Origin of the sequence: Sphingomonas trueperi, assembly GCF_011927635.1 — a bacterium.
Taxonomy (GTDB): Bacteria; Pseudomonadota; Alphaproteobacteria; order Sphingomonadales; family Sphingomonadaceae; genus Sphingomonas; species Sphingomonas trueperi.
The window spans coordinates 1-18,206 of record NZ_JAATJB010000001.1; the positions used below are offsets into that span (position 1 = coordinate 1).

Annotated in this window: 18 protein-coding genes, 1 tRNA gene and 1 pseudogene; 16 read left to right on the plus strand and 4 right to left on the minus strand. The window is 69.3% G+C overall.

Annotated elements, in window-relative coordinates:
* The 9 genes from GGR89_RS00005 to GGR89_RS00045 all read left to right on the plus strand — a co-directional run.
* On the plus strand, window positions 1-396 hold a 396-nt coding region (locus GGR89_RS00005; RefSeq protein WP_209092073.1), incomplete at its 5' end, for a chemotaxis protein CheW.
* Between the two features lie 4 nt (window positions 397-400).
* Window positions 401-919 (plus strand): chemotaxis protein CheW, encoded by a 519-nt coding sequence (locus GGR89_RS00010; RefSeq protein WP_167712743.1) that lies wholly within the window; start codon window positions 401-403, stop codon window positions 917-919.
* A 66-nt stretch (window positions 920-985) separates the two neighbouring features.
* On the plus strand, window positions 986-2,668 hold the full coding sequence (locus GGR89_RS00015) for a methyl-accepting chemotaxis protein (protein ID WP_125974526.1): 1,683 nt from the start codon (window positions 986-988) through the stop codon (window positions 2,666-2,668).
* 23 nt (window positions 2,669-2,691) lie between these two features.
* Window positions 2,692-4,596 (plus strand): methyl-accepting chemotaxis protein, encoded by a 1,905-nt coding sequence (locus GGR89_RS00020; protein WP_125974527.1) that lies wholly within the window; start codon window positions 2,692-2,694, stop codon window positions 4,594-4,596.
* 32 nt (window positions 4,597-4,628) lie between these two features.
* The gene (locus GGR89_RS00025) at window positions 4,629-6,422 is read left to right on the plus strand and encodes a methyl-accepting chemotaxis protein (protein WP_125974529.1); all 1,794 of its coding nucleotides are present in this window, start codon (window positions 4,629-4,631) and stop codon (window positions 6,420-6,422) included.
* Window positions 6,419-6,898 carry a chemotaxis protein CheW gene (locus GGR89_RS00030; RefSeq protein WP_125974531.1) on the plus strand — a complete coding sequence of 160 codons (480 nt, stop codon included), beginning with the start codon at window positions 6,419-6,421 and terminating at the stop codon, window positions 6,896-6,898. The genes GGR89_RS00025 and GGR89_RS00030 overlap by 4 nt, the downstream gene beginning before the upstream one ends.
* Before the next feature lie 68 nt (window positions 6,899-6,966).
* Complete coding sequence (locus GGR89_RS00035) at window positions 6,967-7,782, plus strand: CheR family methyltransferase (protein WP_125974710.1); 816 nt, start codon at window positions 6,967-6,969, stop codon at window positions 7,780-7,782.
* Entirely contained in the window at window positions 7,782-8,861 is a 1,080-nt protein-coding gene (locus GGR89_RS00040) for a protein-glutamate methylesterase/protein-glutamine glutaminase (protein WP_125974533.1), read from the plus strand. Before GGR89_RS00035 ends, GGR89_RS00040 begins: the two co-directional genes overlap by 1 nt.
* 21 nt (window positions 8,862-8,882) lie before the next feature.
* Window positions 8,883-10,595, plus strand: coding sequence for a hypothetical protein (locus tag GGR89_RS00045; RefSeq protein WP_125974535.1), 1,713 nt, complete (start codon window positions 8,883-8,885; stop codon window positions 10,593-10,595).
* A gap of 17 nt (window positions 10,596-10,612) precedes the next feature.
* On the opposite strand, the gene GGR89_RS00050 is transcribed toward GGR89_RS00045, so the two are convergent.
* The 3 genes from GGR89_RS00050 to GGR89_RS00060 form a co-directional block, all read right to left on the minus strand.
* Entirely contained in the window at window positions 10,613-11,098 is a 486-nt protein-coding gene (locus GGR89_RS00050) for a YbjN domain-containing protein (RefSeq protein WP_125974537.1), read from the minus strand.
* Between the two features lie 66 nt (window positions 11,099-11,164).
* Complete coding sequence (locus GGR89_RS00055) at window positions 11,165-11,959, minus strand: SDR family oxidoreductase (protein WP_125974539.1); 795 nt, start codon at window positions 11,957-11,959, stop codon at window positions 11,165-11,167.
* Between the two features lie 92 nt (window positions 11,960-12,051).
* Window positions 12,052-12,756: an NAD-dependent deacylase gene (locus GGR89_RS00060; protein ID WP_125974541.1), complete on the minus strand. Its 705-nt coding sequence runs from the start codon at window positions 12,754-12,756 to the stop codon at window positions 12,052-12,054.
* A gap of 76 nt (window positions 12,757-12,832) precedes the next feature.
* Here GGR89_RS00060 and GGR89_RS00065 point away from each other — a divergent pair, with 76 nt between their 5' ends.
* The 7 genes and pseudogenes from GGR89_RS00065 (at window position 12,833) to GGR89_RS00095 (ending at window position 16,246) form a co-directional block, all read left to right on the plus strand.
* Window positions 12,833-13,204, plus strand: coding sequence for a hypothetical protein (locus GGR89_RS00065; protein WP_125974543.1), 372 nt, complete (start codon window positions 12,833-12,835; stop codon window positions 13,202-13,204).
* Window positions 13,205-13,245: 41 nt separating this feature from the next.
* A complete protein-coding gene (gene dapB / locus GGR89_RS00070; protein WP_125974545.1) occupies window positions 13,246-13,974 on the plus strand; it encodes a 4-hydroxy-tetrahydrodipicolinate reductase in 729 nt (242 codons plus the stop codon).
* Window positions 13,971-14,636, plus strand: coding sequence for an endonuclease III (nth, locus tag GGR89_RS00075; RefSeq protein ID WP_125974547.1), 666 nt, complete (start codon window positions 13,971-13,973; stop codon window positions 14,634-14,636). Before dapB ends, nth begins: the two co-directional genes overlap by 4 nt.
* A gap of 86 nt (window positions 14,637-14,722) precedes the next feature.
* Window positions 14,723-14,799 (plus strand) — tRNA-Arg (locus GGR89_RS00080).
* A gap of 189 nt (window positions 14,800-14,988) precedes the next feature.
* Window positions 14,989-15,216 (plus strand): hypothetical protein, encoded by a 228-nt coding sequence (locus GGR89_RS00085; protein ID WP_125974549.1) that lies wholly within the window; start codon window positions 14,989-14,991, stop codon window positions 15,214-15,216.
* Between the two features lie 66 nt (window positions 15,217-15,282).
* Window positions 15,283-15,642: a plasmid partitioning protein RepB C-terminal domain-containing protein gene (locus GGR89_RS22860; RefSeq protein ID WP_425338734.1), complete on the plus strand. Its 360-nt coding sequence runs from the start codon at window positions 15,283-15,285 to the stop codon at window positions 15,640-15,642.
* Window positions 15,643-15,758: 116 nt separating this feature from the next.
* A pseudogene (locus GGR89_RS00095) lies at window positions 15,759-16,246 on the plus strand (MmyB family transcriptional regulator).
* On the opposite strand, the gene GGR89_RS00100 reads toward GGR89_RS00095, so the two are convergent.
* On the minus strand, window positions 16,243-18,195 hold the full coding sequence (locus tag GGR89_RS00100; RefSeq protein WP_206434277.1) for a M61 family metallopeptidase: 1,953 nt from the start codon (window positions 18,193-18,195) through the stop codon (window positions 16,243-16,245). The pseudogene GGR89_RS00095 and the gene GGR89_RS00100 overlap by 4 nt on opposite strands.
* Window positions 18,196-18,206: the final 11 nt, after the last annotated feature.

Consider the following 18,206-nt stretch of genomic DNA (forward strand, 5'->3'; position numbering starts at 1 on the left):
GGCCGCTACGTGATCCCGCTCGCCGCCGTGGAAGAGTGCCTCGAGCTGAGCCTGGAGGAGGATCTGCGCTCGCGCGGCCGCAGCTTCATCACGCTGCGCGACCGGCTGGTGCCCTTCCTGCGCCTGCGCGAGATGTTCGCCACGGGCACCAGGCCCGATCCGCACCAGAAGATCGTCGTCATCGCCACCGGCGCCGAGCGCGTCGGGCTGGTCGTCGACCAGATCATCGGCAGCCACCAGACCGTGATCAAGTCGATGTCGCCCTTGCACCAGGACGTCGCCGCCTTTGCCGGCGCGACCATCCTCGGCGACGGCGGCGTCGCATTGATCCTCGACGTCGTCCAGCTCGTGCTGGCCGGCCAGCAGCAGGAGGAGCGGCTGCGTGCCGCCGGTTGAGCCCATGCAGGAAGCCCCTACCCAAACCGTCCCCTGGGACGAGACCGGCCATCTCGAGGTCCTCACCTTCGATCTCGGCGACGAGACCTTCGCGCTCGAGGCCGTGCTGGTCCGCGAGATCCTCGACCTGCTGCCCGAGACCCGGGTGCCGGGCGCGGCGCCCCTGGTCCACAGCGTGGTCAATTTCCGCGGCAAGATCATCCCGATCGCCGACCTGCGCCAGGCCTTTGCGATGCCGCCGGCCGAGGCGGCGACGCTCGACAGCCGCATCGTGGTGATCGAGATCGCGCTCGGCGACGAGCCGCTCCAGATCGGCATCCGCACCGACAAGGTCCACGAGGTCGCGACGCTTGCCGAGAGCGCGAGCGAGGAGCCCCCCGCCGTCGGCATGCGCTGGCGCCGCCAGTTCGTCCGCACCCTCGTCCGCCGCGACGACGGCGTCGTCGTCCTCCCCGACCTCCACGCCATCTTCGCCGCCCATCTCGGCATCGGCGAGCTCGGGCGGACCGGCGAAGTCGCGTGATTTCTTTCCCGTATCCCTGCCGCAAGGCGCGTCCGTGCCCCACCCATTCGAACGAGGATTTCTGACATGCGTGCGACGATCAAGATGAAGCTCGGCGTCACCTTCGGCGTGTTGATCGCCCTGTTGCTTGTCGTCGTAGGCGTAGCAAGTACCCGCCTCGCCGTGCTCAATCAGGCCACCAGCGACGTGATCCGCGGGCCAGCGCAACGATTGGAACTGGCGCAGACGATCGACGCCAAACTGAGCTTCGTGATCCGCCAGGAGAAGAATCTGGCGATGTCGAACGATGACGCCCAGATGCGCAAGTTCGATGCCGATCTGATGAAGGCGCGCGGCGAGCTGCAACAGCTGGTCGCCAAGGGGGTTGCGGGCGCCACCGAACAGGGTCGCCCGCTCTGGACCCAGCTGGAAGGCAGGCTGGACGAGTTCGTGCCGGTCAACGATCAGGTCCGCTCGCTTGGTCTGGCGAACAAGAATGCCGAGGCTTCGGCGCTTTCGATGACCAAGTCGCGTGAGCTCGCCGTGGCGATGAGCCAGGTGGTCTCCCAGCTGGTCACCCTTTCCAAGCAGCAGATGGGCAATGCCGAGCAGGAAGCCGCCGCGGTCTATGCCGCCGCCAACATCGCGCTGTTCAGCGTTGCCGGCATCGCGCTGCTGATCGCCGTCGCCGCGGCGTGGTGGATCGCCCGCACCGTTTCGACCGGCCTTGCCCGCGTCGGCACGGCGGTTACCGCCGTGGCCGAAGGCGACCTCAACCAGCGGATCGAGGTGCGCAGCAACGACGAGATCAAGGATCTGGTCGAGACGGTGAACGGCATGGTCGATCGCCTGCGCGGCGTGATCGCCGATGCGACGATCGCCTCGACCAACGTCTCCTCGGGCAGCCAGGAACTGTCGTCGAGCGCCGAGCAGGTCTCGCAGGGCGCGACCGAGCAGGCTGCTGCCGCCGAGCAGGCTTCGGCCTCGATGGAAGAGATGGCCGCCAACATCAAGCAGAACGCCGACAACGCCGCGCAGACCGAGAAGATCGCCCGCCAGTCCGCCAAGGATGCCGAAGTGAGCGGCGTCGCGGTAGACCGCGCGGTGGGCGCAATGCGGACCATCGCCGAGAAGATCGGCATCGTGCAGGAAATCGCCCGCCAGACCGACCTGCTCGCGCTCAACGCCGCGGTGGAAGCGGCGCGCGCGGGCGAGCATGGCCGCGGCTTCGCGGTGGTCGCCTCGGAAGTGCGCAAGCTCGCCGAGCGCAGCCAGGGTGCCGCCGCCGAGATCAGCTCGGTCTCGTCCGAGACGGTCAAGGCCGCCGCCGAAGCGGGCGACATGCTGCAGCGGCTGGTGCCCGACATCCGCCGTACCGCCGAGCTGGTCAGCGAGATCAGCGCCGCCTGCCGCGAGCAGGACATCGGCGCCGCCCAGATCAACGATGCGATCCAGCAGCTCGACCAGGTGACCCAGCAGAATGCCGGCGCCTCCGAGCAGATCAGCGCCACCTCCGAGGAACTCGCCGCCCAGGCCGAGGAGCTCCAGGCCAGCATCGCCTATTTCCGGGTCGACTCGGTGCGCGCCGCCGCACCGCGCGCCGCAGCACCCGTTCGCCGCCCCGTACCCAAGCCCGCCGCCAAGTCGGCTGCGCGGCCCAAGCCCAACAGCATTGCCGATCAAAAGGCTCGGGTCAGCGGCTTCGCGCTCGATCTGAGCAATGGCGGCCCCGATGCCGATGACGCCGCCTTCGGCGTCCAGGCGGCCTGACCGCCCCGTTCCAGGAGTATCCCATGCGTGCCACCATCAAGATGAAGCTCGGCGTCACCTTCGCCGTACTGATCGCCCTGCTGCTCGCCGTCGTCGGCGTCGCCAACAGCCGTCTCGGCCTGCTCAACCAGGCGACCAGCGACGTGATCGCCGGCCCGGCCAAGCGGCTGGAGATCGCCCAGAGCGTCGACGCCAAGGTCAGCTACATCCTGCGCCAGGAAAAGAACATGGCGCTGACCGAGGACGCCGCGGAAACCCGCGCGTTCGACGCCGATCTGATGAAGGCACGCGGCGAAACCCAGGCGCTGATCGCCAAGGGGCTCGGCACCGCGACCGAAACCGGCAAGCCGCTGTGGATGCAGGTGGAGGCGAAGTTCACCGAATATGTGCCGGTGAACGACCAGGTCCGCGCGCTGGCGCTGGCCAATCGCAATGCCGAGGCCGGCAAGCTGTCGATTACCAAGTCGCGCGAACTGGCCGGCACGATCAGCAACCTCGTCGGCCAGATCGTCACCCTGTCGCGCCAGCAGATGGACCAGGCCGACCACGACACCAGCGCGCTCTACGCCAGCGCGGCGACGACGCTCTACGTAGTGGCGGGGCTTGCGCTGCTGCTCGCCATCGGCGGCGCGATCTGGATTGCGCGGATCGTCTCGACGGGGCTGCGCCGCATCGCGGAGGCGGTCGATGCCGTCGCGATCGGCGATCTCGACCAGCGCATCGCTGTCAGCACCAATGACGAGATCAAGGACCTGGTCGACACCGTCAACCGGATGACCGCCAACCTGCGCGACAGCGCCGCGCTGGCCGACCGCATCGCCGCGGGCGACCTCAGCGTCGATCACAAGCCGCTGTCGGACAAGGATACGCTGGGCCATGCGATGATCCGGATGACCGGCAATCTGCGGCTCTCGGCCGCGGTAGCCGACAAGATCGCCGATGGCGACCTGACCGTGCAGCACAAGCCGGCCTCGGAGCGCGACACGCTGGGCAACGCGCTGGTGCGGATGGTCGAGCGGCTGCGCGGCGTCGTCTCCGATGCCACCATCGCCGCCACCAACGTCTCGACCGGCAGCCAGGAACTGTCGTCCAGCTCCGAGCAGGTCTCGCAGGGCGCGACCGAGCAGGCGGCTGCCGCCGAGCAAGCCTCGGCCTCGATGGAAGAGATGGCGGCCAATATCAAGCAGAACGCCGACAACGCCGCGCAGACCGAGAAGATCGCGCGCCAGTCCGCCAAGGATGCCGAAGTCAGCGGCGTCGCGGTCGATCGTGCGGTGGGTGCGATGCGCACGATCGCCGAGAAGATCGGCATCGTCCAGGAAATCGCCCGCCAGACCGACCTGCTCGCGCTCAACGCCGCCGTCGAGGCAGCGCGTGCCGGCGAGCATGGCCGCGGCTTCGCGGTGGTCGCTTCGGAAGTGCGCAAGCTCGCCGAGCGCAGCCAGGGTGCCGCCGCCGAAATCAGCGCGGTCTCGGGCGAGACGGTGAAGGCCGCCGCCGAGGCCGGCGAGATGCTCGGCCGCCTCGTCCCCGATATCCGCCGCACCGCCGAGCTGGTCAGCGAGATCAGCGCGGCCTGCCGCGAGCAGGATATCGGCGCCGCCCAGATCAACGATGCCATCCAGCAGCTCGACCAGGTGACCCAGCAGAATGCCGGCGCCTCCGAGCAGATCAGTGCCACGTCCGAAGAACTCGCCGCCCAGGCGGAAGAGCTCCAGGCCAGTATCGCGTACTTCCGCGTCGAACGCAGCAGCGGCCATGCCCGCCCGGTCGCCCGCACCGCCCCCGCGCCCAAGCGCGCGAGCGTGCAGCGGCCCAAGGCGAACAGCGTCGCTGATCAGCAGGCCCGTGTCAGCGGCTTCGCGCTCGATCTCAACAATGGCGGTCCCGACGCCGAAGACGCCGCTTTCGGCGTCCACGCAGCCTGACCGCCGGCTCTACCTTTCAAGGACTCGAACCCATGCGTGCCACGATCAAGTTGAAACTTGGCATCACCTTCGGCGTGCTCATCCTGTTGCTGCTCGCCGTGGTCGGCGTCGCCAACTCGCGGCTCGCCACGCTCAACCAGGCGATCAGCGACGTGATCTCCGGCCCCGCCCAGCGACAGGAGATCGCGCAGAGCGTCAGCGGCGGGATCAGCTATGTGCTGCGCCAGGAAAAGAACATGGCGCTGACCGAGGACGAAGCGCTCACCCGCAAGTTCGACGCCGAGCTGATGAAGGGCCGAGAGCAGGTCCAGGCACAGATCGCCAAGGGCGTCGCCACGGCCAGCGCGCAGGGCAAGCCGCTATGGCTGCAGCTGAGCACCAAGTTCAACGAGTTCGTGCCGGTCAACGATCAGGTCCGCCAACTGGCGCTCGCCAACCGCAACACCGAAGCGGGCACGATTTCGATCAGCAAGTCGCGCGAGATCGCGACGGCGATGAGCGACGTGGCCGACCAGCTGGTCGCGCTCTCCAAGCAGCAGATGACCCAGGCCGATCAGGATACCAACGCGCTCTATGCCAGCGCCGCCACCACCTTGTGGGCCGTCGCCGGCATCGCGCTGCTGATCGCCGTCGCCGGTGCCTTCTGGATCTCGCGCATCGTCTCGCAGGGCCTGCGCCGCGTCTCGACCGCGGTCAGCGCGGTGTCGATCGGCGACCTCAGCCAGGACGTGCAGGTCACCAGCAACGACGAGATCAAGGACCTGGTCGACACCGTCAACACGATGGTCGCCAACCTGCGGGTGAGCGCGACGCTGGCCGACAAGATCGCCGATGGCGACCTGACCGTGCAGCACAAGCCGGCCTCGGACAAGGACGTGCTCGGCAACGCGCTGGTGCGGATGGTCGATCGCCTGCGCGGCGTGGTGTCGGACGCCACCGCCGCCGCGACCAATGTCTCTTCGGGTAGCCAGGAACTGTCGTCGAGCTCCGAGCAGGTCTCGCAGGGCGCGACCGAGCAGGCCGCGGCGGCGGAGCAGGCCTCGGCGGCGATGGAAGAGATGGCCGCCAACATCAAGCAGAACGCCGACAATGCCGCGCAGACCGAGAAGATCGCCCGCCAGTCCGCCAAGGATGCCGAAGTGAGCGGCGTTGCGGTCGATCGCGCGGTGGGCGCGATGCGCACCATCGCCGAGAAGATCGGCATCGTGCAGGAAATCGCCCGCCAGACCGATCTGCTCGCGCTCAACGCCGCGGTGGAAGCGGCGCGCGCGGGCGAGCATGGCCGCGGTTTCGCCGTCGTCGCCTCGGAAGTGCGCAAGCTCGCCGAGCGCAGCCAGGGTGCCGCCGCCGAAATCAGCTCGGTGTCGAGCGAGACGGTGAAGGCAGCGGCAGAGGCCGGCGACATGCTCGGCCGCCTGGTGCCGGACATCCGCCGCACCGCCGAGCTGGTCAGCGAGATCAGCGCCGCGTGCCGCGAGCAGGACATCGGCGCCTCGCAGATCAACGAAGCGATCCAGCAGCTCGACCAGGTCACCCAGCAAAATGCCGGCGCCTCCGAGCAGATCAGCGCCACCTCGGAAGAACTCGCCGCCCAGGCCGAGGAGCTCCAGGCCAGCATCGCCTATTTCCGCGTCGAGCAGCAGCCGCGCGGCCGCGTGCCCGCCCCGGCCCGCCGTCCGGCAGCCAAGCCCGCCGCCAAGGCGGCCGCGCGGCACAAGCCCAACAGCGTTGCCGACCAGCAGGCGCGGGTGAGCGGCTTCGCGCTCGATCTCGCCACCGGCGGCCCCGATGCGCAGGACAGCGCGTTCGACGTGGAGGCAGCATGAGCGACGCAACCGAACTCCAGCTCGTCACCTTCGGGCTGGGGGCGGAGATCTTCGCCGTCCCGGTGACGCTGGTGCGCGAGATCCTCGACTATCGCGAGACCTTCCGCATCCCCAACGGCCCCGACTATCTGCTAGGCCTGACCGACATGCGCGGTCAGGGCGTGCCGACGATCGACTTCCGCCAGCGGCTGGGCCTCTCGCCCTTCGAACCGACCCAGGCGACCCGCATCCTGGTGGTCGACGTGCCGGTCGCCGACCGCGTGCTGATGCTGGGCCTGGTGGTCGACCGCGTGCTGGAGGTGTGCAGCGTCACCACCGACCAGCTGGAAGCCGCGCCCGACATCGGGGTGCGCTGGTCGTCCGACTATATCGGCGGCGTCATTAAGCGGTCCGAAGGATTCGTGGTGCTAGTCGACATGGCGAAGATCTTCTCGTCGGAAGAAGCGCGGGCGCTCGCCGTCCGCGCCGCCGCCTGAGCCTTACGGAGCAGCCCTTGTCCGCAGCATTAGCGCTGGATCCGTCGCCCGCCCCCGGGCTCGACACGATGAGCAGGCGCCATTTCGCGCAGATCGCCGCCTATATCTACGAGGTCTCGGGCATCAAGATGCCCGAGACCAAGAAGACCATGCTCGAGGGCCGGCTGCGCCGCCGCCTGCGCGCGGTGGGCATCGATACGCTCGACGGCTATTGCGACTTCCTGTTCACCGGCGATCATCTCGCGGCCGAAGGGCTGCACCTGATCAACGCGGTGACCACCAACAAGACCGACTTCTTCCGCGAGCCGGCGCATTTCGACTATCTGGTCGCGCAGGCGCTGCCGGCGCTGGAGGCGCGCGGGGTGCGCTCGCTGCGCGCCTGGAGCGCCGCCTGCTCGACCGGCCCCGAGCCCTACACCATGGCGATGGTGCTGGACGATTATGCCGAGCGGATGGGCGGCCCGGAGTACGGCATCCTCGCGACGGACCTCGACACCGAGGTGCTGGCCGCCGCCCGCAACGGCATCTACGCGGCCGAGCTGGTCGACCCGGTGCCGGCGGCGCTGCGCCGCAAGTATGTGATGACCTCGAACGATCCGCGGCGGCGCGAGGTGCGGATGGTGCCGCGGCTGCGCAGCGCGATCGGCTTCGGCCGGCTGAACCTGATGGACGATCGCTATCCCGTGGGCGATGCGATGCACCTGATCTTCTGCCGTAACGTGCTGATCTATTTCGACAAGCCGACACAGAAGAAGGTCGTCTCGCAGCTCTATGACTGCCTGGCGCCGGGCGGCTATCTCTTCCTCGGCCATTCGGAATCGATCACCGGGCTGGGCCTGCCGCTCGAGCAGGTCGCCAACACCGTGTTCCGGCGCGGCGGCTGATGCCCAAGATCCGCGTCCTGATCGTCGACGATTCGGCGAGCGTCCGCCAGACCATGGCGTCGATCCTCGCCGAGGACCCGGCGATCGAGGTGGTCGGCACCGCCGCCGATCCGTTCAGCGCCGCCAAGCGCATCCAGGAGCAGGTGCCCGACGTCATCACGCTCGACGTCGAGATGCCGCGGATGGACGGCATCACCTTCCTCAAGAAGCTGATGCAGCAATGCCCGGTGCCGGTGGTGATGTGCTCGTCGCTGACCGAGAACGGCTCCGAGACCTTGCTTCAGGCGATGGAAGCGGGCGCGGTCGACGTGATCCTCAAGCCCAAGGTGGGCGTGGCCGATCATCTCGCCGAGCACCACCTCCAGATCCGCGACGTGGTCAAGGCCGCGGCGCGCGCCAAGGTGCGCGGGCGGCCGGGCAAGCCGATGCCGCGCACCGAGCCGCCGGCCCAGAAGCTCACCGCCGACGCGGTGCTGCCGCCGCCCAGCGGCAAGCCGATGAGCCGCACCACCGAGATGGTGGTGTGCATGGGCGCCTCGACCGGCGGCACCGAAGCGCTGCGCGAAGTACTGGAGGCACTGCCGGCGAACAGCCCCGGCATCGTCATCGTCCAGCACATGCCCGAACATTTCACCCGCGCCTTCGCCCAGCGGCTCAACGGGCTGTGCGAGGTCGACGTCAAGGAAGCCGCGGACGGCGACCCCGTCCTGCGCGGCCACGTCCTGATCGCCCCCGGCGGCAAGCACACCATGCTCGAGCGCCAGGGCGCGCGCTATTATGTCTCGGTTCGCGACGGGCCGCTCGTCTCGCGCCACCGCCCCTCGGTCGACGTGCTGTTCCGCTCGGCGGCGCGCGCGGCGGGATCGAACGCGGTCGGCATCATCATGACCGGCATGGGCGACGACGGCGCGCGCGGGCTGCTCGAGATGCGCCAGGCGGGCGCGCGCACCTTCGCGCAGGACGAGGCGAGCTCGATCGTCTTCGGCATGCCCAAGGAGGCGATCGCGCGCGAGGCCGCCGACAAGATCATTCCCCTCGGGCACATCGCCCGCGAACTGCTCACGGCCACCGCACGATGACCGCTTGCCAAGGAGACGGCCATGTACGCCGCACCCATTCCTGAACCGAACCCCGAATCCGAACTGTCGCTCGCCGAGATCGAGGCGACGATCAGCCAGGTGGCGGGCAAGCTCGACGCCCGGTTCGTCTCGGCGGGCGAGGCGCTGGCCCAGGCCTATGCCATCGTCGAGCGGCTGGTCAGCGCGCTGGAGGGCGTGACCAACGCGCTCGGCCGCGACGCGGCGGAAGCGGCGGTCGACAATATGCGCGCGACCGCGGACCGGCTGGAGCGGCTGCCCGCACTGCAGGCCGCGCGCCAGGCGGGGCTGGAAAGCATCGCCGCCGGTGCGCGCCCGCTCGCGCACCATATCAACCAGGTCAAGCGCACGCTCGACTTTCTCCGCATCTGCGGCCTCAACATCAAGGTGGCGGCGGCGGGCCGCAACGGCTTTGCCGATTTCGCCGACACGATGAACGTCCGGCTCGACGTGGGCGAGATCGAGATCGGCGGGATCGGCAGCGAGATCGAGCGGCTCACCGCCAGCATCCCGGCGCTGATCGAGGTCGATCGCCAGCTCGCCGCCGAATGCGTGAAGGTGATCCCGCAGGTGCCCCGCAAGCTCGCCGAGGATGCCGAGGCGCTGCAGCGCCACCAGGCGGCGGACGCGGCGCGCGCCAAACGCATCGCCTCGGTCGGCCGCGAGATCCATGCGAAGGTCGCGACCGCGATCGGCGCGATGCAGATCGGCGACATCACCCGCCAGCGGCTGGAGCATGTCGCCAGCGGCATCCAGGCGCTGATCGCCTGGCGCGATTCCGCCGATCCGGCGACCGCGATCGACGTGGTCGGCCATATGGTCGCGCTGTTCGCCGCCCAGGCCTCGGACACGATCGAGGCCTTCCACACGGAATCGCAGCGGCTGGCCGAAAGCCTGCGCGGGATCGCGCCGAGCGCGGCGCAGCTGCTGGAAATCAAGGCCGAGGGCGATCGCCAGCAGACCGGCGACGACAGCGTCTTCCTCGGCGCGCTCGAGAAGAGCGTCGCCGATGTCGCCCAGGTCACCGCGCGGCTGCGCGATGCCGATGCCAAGGCGCAGGCGCTGGGCGGCTCGACCTCGGACAGTGCCGAGCGGCTCGCCGAGCGGCTGCGCGTGGTGCACCGGGTGAACGAGGACGTGCACCTGATGGCGTGGAACACCGATCTGCGCTGCCACCGGCTCGGCGACGAGGGCAAGGCGCTGGCGATGGTCGCCTCCGAGATCCGCGGCTTCGCGACCGCGCTGGCGACGATCTCCGGCGAGATCCGCCAGTCGGTCGAGCGGCTGGTCAGCGCGGTCACCGCGCTGCGCGATCCCGACGCCGAACAGGGCGGTGATGCGGCCGAGGCGCTCACCGAATCGCTCGCCTGCATCCGCGACGGCGCCCAGCGCATGCGCGAAGGCATGGCCGGGCTGAGCGACGATGCCGCGGCGGTGACGCGGATCCTGGAGACCACGACCAGCAATGTCGATTGCGAGGCCGCGTTCGGCGACGCACTGCGCGGCGTGGCGCTACGGCTCAAGCTGTTCGGCACGCCCTGCACCGCGCCCGAGGGCCCGGTGGCGGACGCACTTGCCGAACTGCTCGACGGCATGGCGCGCAGCTACACCATGGCCCGCGAGCGCGAGATCCACACCCGCTTCGCGCTGCCGGGCACGTCCGCGTCCCCGCAAGCGAGCATGGACGACGACGATGACGATGACGGGCTGTTCTGAACGGCCCGCCCGTCGCCTTACTGCTTCTCGGCCCCGTTCGATTCGTTGACGTAATCGGCGAAGCTGCCGACCAGCGAATCCCAAAGTTCCAGATTCTTCCGGAACAGCACGGTGGTCATCGGCTGGTCCTCGAAGTTCAGGTCATACTCGATCGCCGCCTCGCCCTTTTCGTCCGAATAGACGCGGGCGAAGCGGTGCTTCTGCGTCCAGGCATTAGCGCGCTCGGGCGACAGCTTGTCGGTCCAGCCCGCATAGAATTGCAGGTCGCCGCAGTTGCGGCCCTTGTCGCAGCTCATGAAGAAGATGGTGAACTTGTAGCCCTGCGCACCGCTGCGGATGATCGGGTCGCCGTCGCTGTCCTTGGCCAGTTCCGCCTTGTAGCCGGCATCCTGCAGCGCCTTGACCACCGATTGCGGGTCAGTGGACTTCACCTGCGCCTGCGCCTGCGCCTGCGCCGGCACCGCCGCCAGCAGCCCGAGCCCGATCAGCACCCCCATCTTCATGCGCTTTCCCTTTCCCGTCGTTACGCAAGCGTGGCCCGTATCGCGAATGCGCGGGACCTGCCAAGCCTAGCGCCTTCCGAGCCTGCTGCGCTGTGCCTGCCTGCGCAACGCGCCCGGCATCCAGCGCGCCGCGAACCACAGCTTGCGCGCGGTCTTGCCGACACGGGTGTGGAGCACCGTCCCATGCGCCGCTGCCCAGGCTGCCTCGGCGACCTCGCCGACCGGCGTGATCTCCAGCCCGGCGCGCCGCACATTGTCGCGGATTTGCTGGTTGGAGCCGCCCGCCGGCTGGTCGAGCAGCGGCGTGTCGATGAACGAGGGCATCAGCGTGCGCACCTTCACCCCCGCCGAGGCCCATTCGCCGTCGAGCGCCTCGGCCAGCCCGCGCACCGCGAACTTGGTCGCCGAATAGATCGCCGCGCCCGAGGTGCCGTAGATCCCCGCCGCCGAGCTGGTGATCAGCATCACCGATCCCGGCGTCGCGGCGAGCAGCTCGAACCCGGCATGGGCGCCGTGGACCACGCCGAGCAGGTTGACCGCGACGCAGCGCTCCAGCTCGGCCGGGGGCGTGGCAGCGAAGGGGCCGCTGGTGCCGATCCCGGCATTGGCGAACAGCACGTCCATCCGCCCGCCGCTCGCCGCCGCGAAGTCGGCGAGCGCCGCCACCCATTGGTCGCGGTCGCGCACGTCGAGCTTGTGCGTCGTGGCACTGCCGGCCGGCAGCATCGCCAGCGTCTCCGCCAGCCCCGCGGCATTGACGTCGGCCAGCCCGACGCGCCAGCCGCGCTGCGCGAACAGCACCGCCACCGCCCGCCCGATTCCCGACGCGCCGCCGGTAATGAAGATCGCCTGCTGGGGCATCGCCCGCCTCTCCCATAGCTGGCGCCTGTCGCGACGCCTTGGGCCCATCCTTCCGCAGGATGCGGTGCAATGCCAGCGCGATGTTGCGGGGCTCAGGCCGTGGCGAGCAGTTCGTCGACCCAGGCCGGGACCAAGGTGCCCGCCGGGCCCATCCGGCTCGCCTCGAACCAGTGGCTGCCGCCCGAGGGCTCCAGGTTCATCTCCAGCGTCGCCGCGCCATGATGCCGCGCGGTCTGGACGAACCCCGCCGCCGGATAGACCGCGCCCGAGGTGCCGATCGAGACGAACAGGTCCGCATCCGCCAGCGCCGCCTCGATCCGCTCCATTGCGTAGGGCATCTCGCCGAAGAAGACGATGTCGGGGCGCAGCGCGAGCATGCCGCAATTGGGGCATTCGCTCTCGGGCGGCAGTGCCTCTTCCCAGCGCTCGCGCACGCCGCAGGCCGCGCACAAGGCCGAGCGCAGCTCGCCATGCATGTGGAGCAGCCGCGTCGCCCCCGCGCGCTCGTGCAGGTCGTCGACATTCTGCGTCACGACCAGCAGTTCGCCCGGCCATGCCGCATCGAGCCGCGCCAGCGCATGGTGCGCGGCATTGGGCTGGACCGTCTCCAGCGCGGCGCGCCGCAGATCGTAAAAGCGGTGGACCAGTTCGGGATCGCGCGCCAGCGCCTCGGGCGTGCAGACATCCTCGACCCGGTGCCCCTCCCACAGCCCGCCGGGCCCGCGAAAGGTGGCGATGCCGCTTTCGGCGGAAACGCCGGCGCCGGTGAGAATCACGAGATTGCGAAGGCTGGCCATGCCGCGACCCTAGGCCCGCCATGCCGGCGCCGCAAAGTCCGGTTTCTCTGGCCCCTCGAGGATCGGAGACAAGATCATGGCCCTGCTCGCCTTCGCCCTCCTCGCGATCCTGCTGCCGCAACAGGCGCGCGGCCCCGCTGGCGACGACGACGGCACCGGCATCGCCGCGCGCCCGCTCACCCGGCAGCGCTGCCCGGTGCCCACGGATCCCAACGAGATCGTCGTGTGCAAGCGGGACGAACCCGATCGCTACCGCATCGGCCCGCAGCTGGCGGCACCGCCCCAGCGCCGCGCGCTCGATCCGAGCATCCGGCTGCCGGGCGCCGGCGAGGTGCGCGCCGAGGCGCAGCAGCACAGCGCCGGCATCGCCTCGGTCCCCGCCGCCTTCGTGACCCTGCGGATTCCGCTCGGGGGCAAGAAGAAAAAGCCGGACGATCCGCAAAAATAGCATCTGTCGCTGCAGCACAGGATCGTGCAACAGCGCGCAGCATGACGAGCATCGGCATCTATGGCAGCATGGGGCGGATGGGCCAGGCGATCGCCGCCGCCCTTCCCGATTTCGGCGCCCGCCTCGCGGGCGGCGCGGACGTGGGCGATGATCCCGCCGAGCTCGCCCGCAAGGCCGATGTGCTCGTCGACTTCTCGGCCCCCGCCGCGCTCGAGGCGAACCTCGCCGCGGCGCGCGCCGCGCGCACGCCGATCGTGGTCGGCACCACCGGCCTCGCCGAGCGCCACCACCGGATGATCGACGCGGCCGCCGCCGAGATCGCCGTGCTGCAGACCGGCAACACCTCGCTCGGCATCGGGCTGCTGTCGCGGCTGGTCCATGAGGCCGCGGCGCGGCTCGGCCAGGACTGGGACATCGAGATCGTCGAGATGCACCACCGCAACAAGGCCGATGCGCCGTCGGGCACCGCGCAGATGCTGGGCGCCGCCGCTGCCGAGGCGATGGGCACCACCCTCGCCGAAGCCGGGGTCAGCGACCGCGCCGGGCTCACCGGCCCGCGCGCCGCGGGCACGATCGGCATGGCGAGCCTGCGCGGCGGTTCGGTGATCGGCGACCACACGGTGGTCTTCGCCAGCGACGGCGAGCGGATCGAGCTCACCCACCGCGCCGATGATCGCGCGATCTTCGCCAAGGGGGCGATCCGCGCGGCGCTGTGGCTCCCCGGGCGCGACGCGGGCCGCTACACCATGGCCGAAGTGCTCGGCGTGTGAAGAAGGCGCAGGTCGTCGAGTTCTTCGCGCGGCTGGCGGCGGACAATCCGCACCCGGAGACCGAGCTCGAATCGGTCAACACCTATACGCTGCTCGTCGCGGTGGTGCTCTCCGCCCAGGCGACCGATGCCGGGGTGAACAAGGCGACGCGCGCATTGTTCGCGCAGGTCGACATGCCCGAGAAGATGGTCGCCCTCGGCGAAGGGGGCTTGAAGGAGCACATCAAGACGATCGGCCTCTTCAACACCAAGGCCAAGAACGTCATCGCGCTCTCCGAAGCCCTGATCCGCGACCATGGCGGCGAGGTCCCGGCCGATCGCGACGCGCTGGAGCAGCTGCCCGGCGTCGGCCGCAAGACGGCGAACGTGGTGATGAACGTCGCCTTCGGGCAGGAGACCTTCGCAGTCGACACCCACCTGTTCCGCGTCTGCAACCGCACCGGCCTGGCACCCGGCAAGACGCCGCTGGCGGTGGAGCTGAAGCTGGAGAAGGTGGTGCCCCAGCCCTTCCGGCTGCACGCGCACCACTGGCTGATCCTCCACGGCCGCTATATCTGCAAGGCGCGCACCCCCGAATGCTGGCGCTGCCCGGTGGCCGAACTCTGCACCTTCAAGCCGAAGACGCCCACCCCCAAGGCGAAGAAGGCCGCCGAACCCGCCTGAGCTTTTGCGGCGCCTACGCTTTTGCGCCGGAGCTGCCGAAACGGGCTGGCGTTCGGCCAAAGGCTTTGCTAGTCGCCGCTTTCCAGGCACCCGTAGCTCAGCTGGATAGAGCGCTGCCCTCCGAAGGCAGAGGCCACAGGTTCGAATCCTGTCGGGTGCGCCATCTTTTCAATGACTTAGCGCAGCATCGCGACGGCCGTACGGAAAATGTACGGAAAACATCGTCGGACGAAATGCGCTCAAATGAACCCTCGCAAAGACGATTCGGGCGACGCTTCTGTGCGCGCCCCGCTAATCGCGCAGCCTCCTTCACCGATCGGGTGCGGGTTAGCGGGAGGAAGGCGATGTTCCGATGCGGTTGTTGGTGTCCCCCCCGGACGATTGCTCGACCGACAAGCTCGGCGAAGGCGTCGTAGCGAAGCCGGCTGAGGCGCTGCGTCTCGGTATCGAAGGCCGGTCGGTGCGCCGTAAGGGTGAGCCGGTGGCGGACGAACAATCCAAGGGCCTCGGTCAGTCGAGCTTCTGCTCCATCCGATCCGCAGTACGGTTCTGGCGGTCGAATTGCGCGCCGAAGCGCTGATCGAGTTCTGACCGGCACACCTACAACAAGCGAATACATCGTCTGGCGGCGATCCAGGAACATCGCATGGTCCGACGCGCAATCGAGCGGGGCGTACCGGAAGCGAAGATCGCGGAAGCGCTTGAACTCGAGGTTGCATCCATCCATCGGCGATCGCGGATGCTCTATGGGATCTGCACCGAGGTTATTGATATCCTGAAAGACTTGTCCTGTCCGACAGCCGTCTTTGACGTCCTCCGGCGCATGTCCCCGATACGGCGTCGATCCGCTACAACTGACAGTGGCGCGTGCCTATGTCAGCACGCTGCTCGGGAACGACCGCATCGTGCAGTGGATCGCCCAGCACCGGTCGGAATACCTGGAGGAACTCAGGCCGCGGCGGTGCACCTTCTGGGGACGTGCTCGAACGCATCGCCTCCGGCCTGATGCTGACCGCACCCGAGCGCGAGCACCTGTTCGTGCTGGGGCTCGGGCGGCCACCCGCGATCAAGATCCGCGGGTCGGACGAGGTCACGCCGCGCCTGCAGCGCGTGCTCGACGCGATGCCGACCAGCCCGGCGATCATCAAGACCGCGACCTGGGACGTGGTCGCGTGGAATGCCGCGGCGTCGGCGGTGCTGACCGACTATAGCCTGCTGCCCCGCGAACACCGCAACATCCTGCGGCTCGTCTTCACCAACTCCAAGGTGACGGCGGCGCAGGAAGACTGGCGCAGCAGGACCGCTATGTCGTGGGCGCCTTTCGGACGGACGCGGTGCGCGCCGGCGCTACGGCCGAGATCACCCGGCTGGTCGAGGAGCTGTCGCGGCTGAGCCCCGAATTCGAGGCGCTCTGGCAGGATAATGACGTCGCCGGGAATGCGGACGGGCACAAGCGGGTGCACCATCCCGAGCAGGGCATCCTCGAACTCGAATTCTCGTCTTTCGCCATCGAAGGCCGCCCCGATCTGGGCATGATCGACTATAATCCGGCGACCGCGGAGACGGCCCGGCGGATCGCATCCCCGGTCGGGCCGGCGTCGTCCGCTTAGCCTGCCCCGCCGCGCGTACCGGCCTTCGGCAGGATCGTTCGCGGCGCCAGCAGGTCCCGGAACGTGTCGGGTGTGTCCGCGATCCGCTCCAGCCGCGGATAGCGCAACGGCCCCGCATAGGGGATGGGCCGATCCGACCGGCCGCCATCCTGTTCGACCGTCAGCACCAGCGGATGGCCAGCCGACGCCCGTACGGCGGCGAGCAGTGTCTCCGTGCCGAAGGCACCTCCGTTGATCGCCACGACGCGCGCGCCCGGACGCAATCCGGCGCGAAAAGCGGGCCCGTCCCAGGCTACCGAGCGGATCGCGCCGTTCGCCCGCACGGCAAGCCCGATCGAATAGCTGAGATCGGCGACGCCCAGCTCTTCCTCCCCGGCGCGGAACGCTGGCGTCTGGGTATCGGTGAAGGTCAGGCGCCAGCCATGGCTGCGGAGCCCGATGGTCGTGTCGAGCGCGCCCTGCCCGTCGATCCATCGCCGCAGCCACCCCGCCCAATCCCCGGGCGCGACTGCCTCCAGCGTCTCGCAAAGGTCCTCGAACGTGTAGGTGCGCGTCGGCGCGTTCGGTGTCGCTCCGGCGAAGAAGGCGCCGGCGAAATCGTCGATGCCGCGACGTCCACCGGTCCGCGCCCGCAGTTCCCCGTCGACCGCCAGCCACAGCAGCACGCCTTCCGAATAATAGTCGCGGCGCCGCTGCCAGTCGCGCCAGGGAACGGGCTGGCGGAGCATGAAGGCCGGGTAGTTGATGTCGTCGGACAGCGGCCGCCAGGCGCGGCCGGGCCGGGCGGCGATCTCGGCGGCCTCGACTGCGAGCCGGTCGCGCAGCTCGGCGGGGGAGAATTGCCCGGCGCGCGTCGCCAGCACCCGCCCCCAGAACTCGGTCTGGCCCTCATACACCCACAACAGGCTGGCCGAGACGGGCACATTGGGGGTCGGTGCCCAAAGATCGGCCGGGATTCGGTAGAAGCCGTTCCAGGCATGGACGATCTCGTGCGCGATCAGGTCGCGGGAGAGGATCTGCGACTGCCAGTCGCGGAAGAGCGAGGATGGCAAGCCGTTCTCGCTCGACGACCGGTGCTCGGTGCCGCCCGAGGCGCCATCGTCGCCCAGGCGCGCGAGGATATCGTAGTGCGCGAAGGGGGTGGTTCCGAAGACGGCCGTCATCTGCGCGATCAGCGCGGTCAGCTCCGCCACGCGTTCGGGCGGCACAGCCAGATCCGCAGGGCGCTGCGCGACAAGGTCGAGCGTCACGCTGCCGGTGGCGGGCACGGTCAGCGGCACCTGCCGAGTGTAGCGGCCGGCAAGGACGGGGGCGTCGAGCAGGGACTCGAGCGTCGTCTCGGCGAAGCGCAGCGTCGCGCTCCCAGCCGTTTCGACGTGCAATGCGGTGAAGGCGCGGAGCCCCGCCGGCAGCGTGACCGAAGCCGTGGTGCGGATGTTCCGGGCGTACCAGCCGGCCGGATACAGGACCAGCCGCTGCCAGGGCACGCTGACGATGTCGGGCGTCAGCAAGTCCCCGCCCGCCACCATCTGGAAGCGGACGTCGATCGCCTTGGCCCCCGCCGGCACATCGACATGAAAGGCATGCGGCTCGTAGGGATCGCGCCGCCAGCGGACGGGCCGGCCTTCCGCCTCAACCACCAGCCCCGCCAGGTCGACCACGTTCAGGCTCGGCCCGTGGCTCGCTGCTTCCCAGCGTGGATAGAGCAGCGTCACCCGGGTGCCGCCCGCCACCGGAACATGCTCGCGCACGGTGAAGATGCGGTGCGCGATGTCGGTCGCATCGACCTGGAGGTCGAGCACGCCATGGAAGCCATGGTCCACCGGCAGGGGAACGGTCGCCGCCGGCATGCGATATGCCGGCCCCTGCGACGGCTGCGCCCCGGCGATGCCGGTGCCACCGCAAAGTGCCACTGCCAACACCAACGGCTTGCCGAACGAAATCCTCACCAACCATGCTC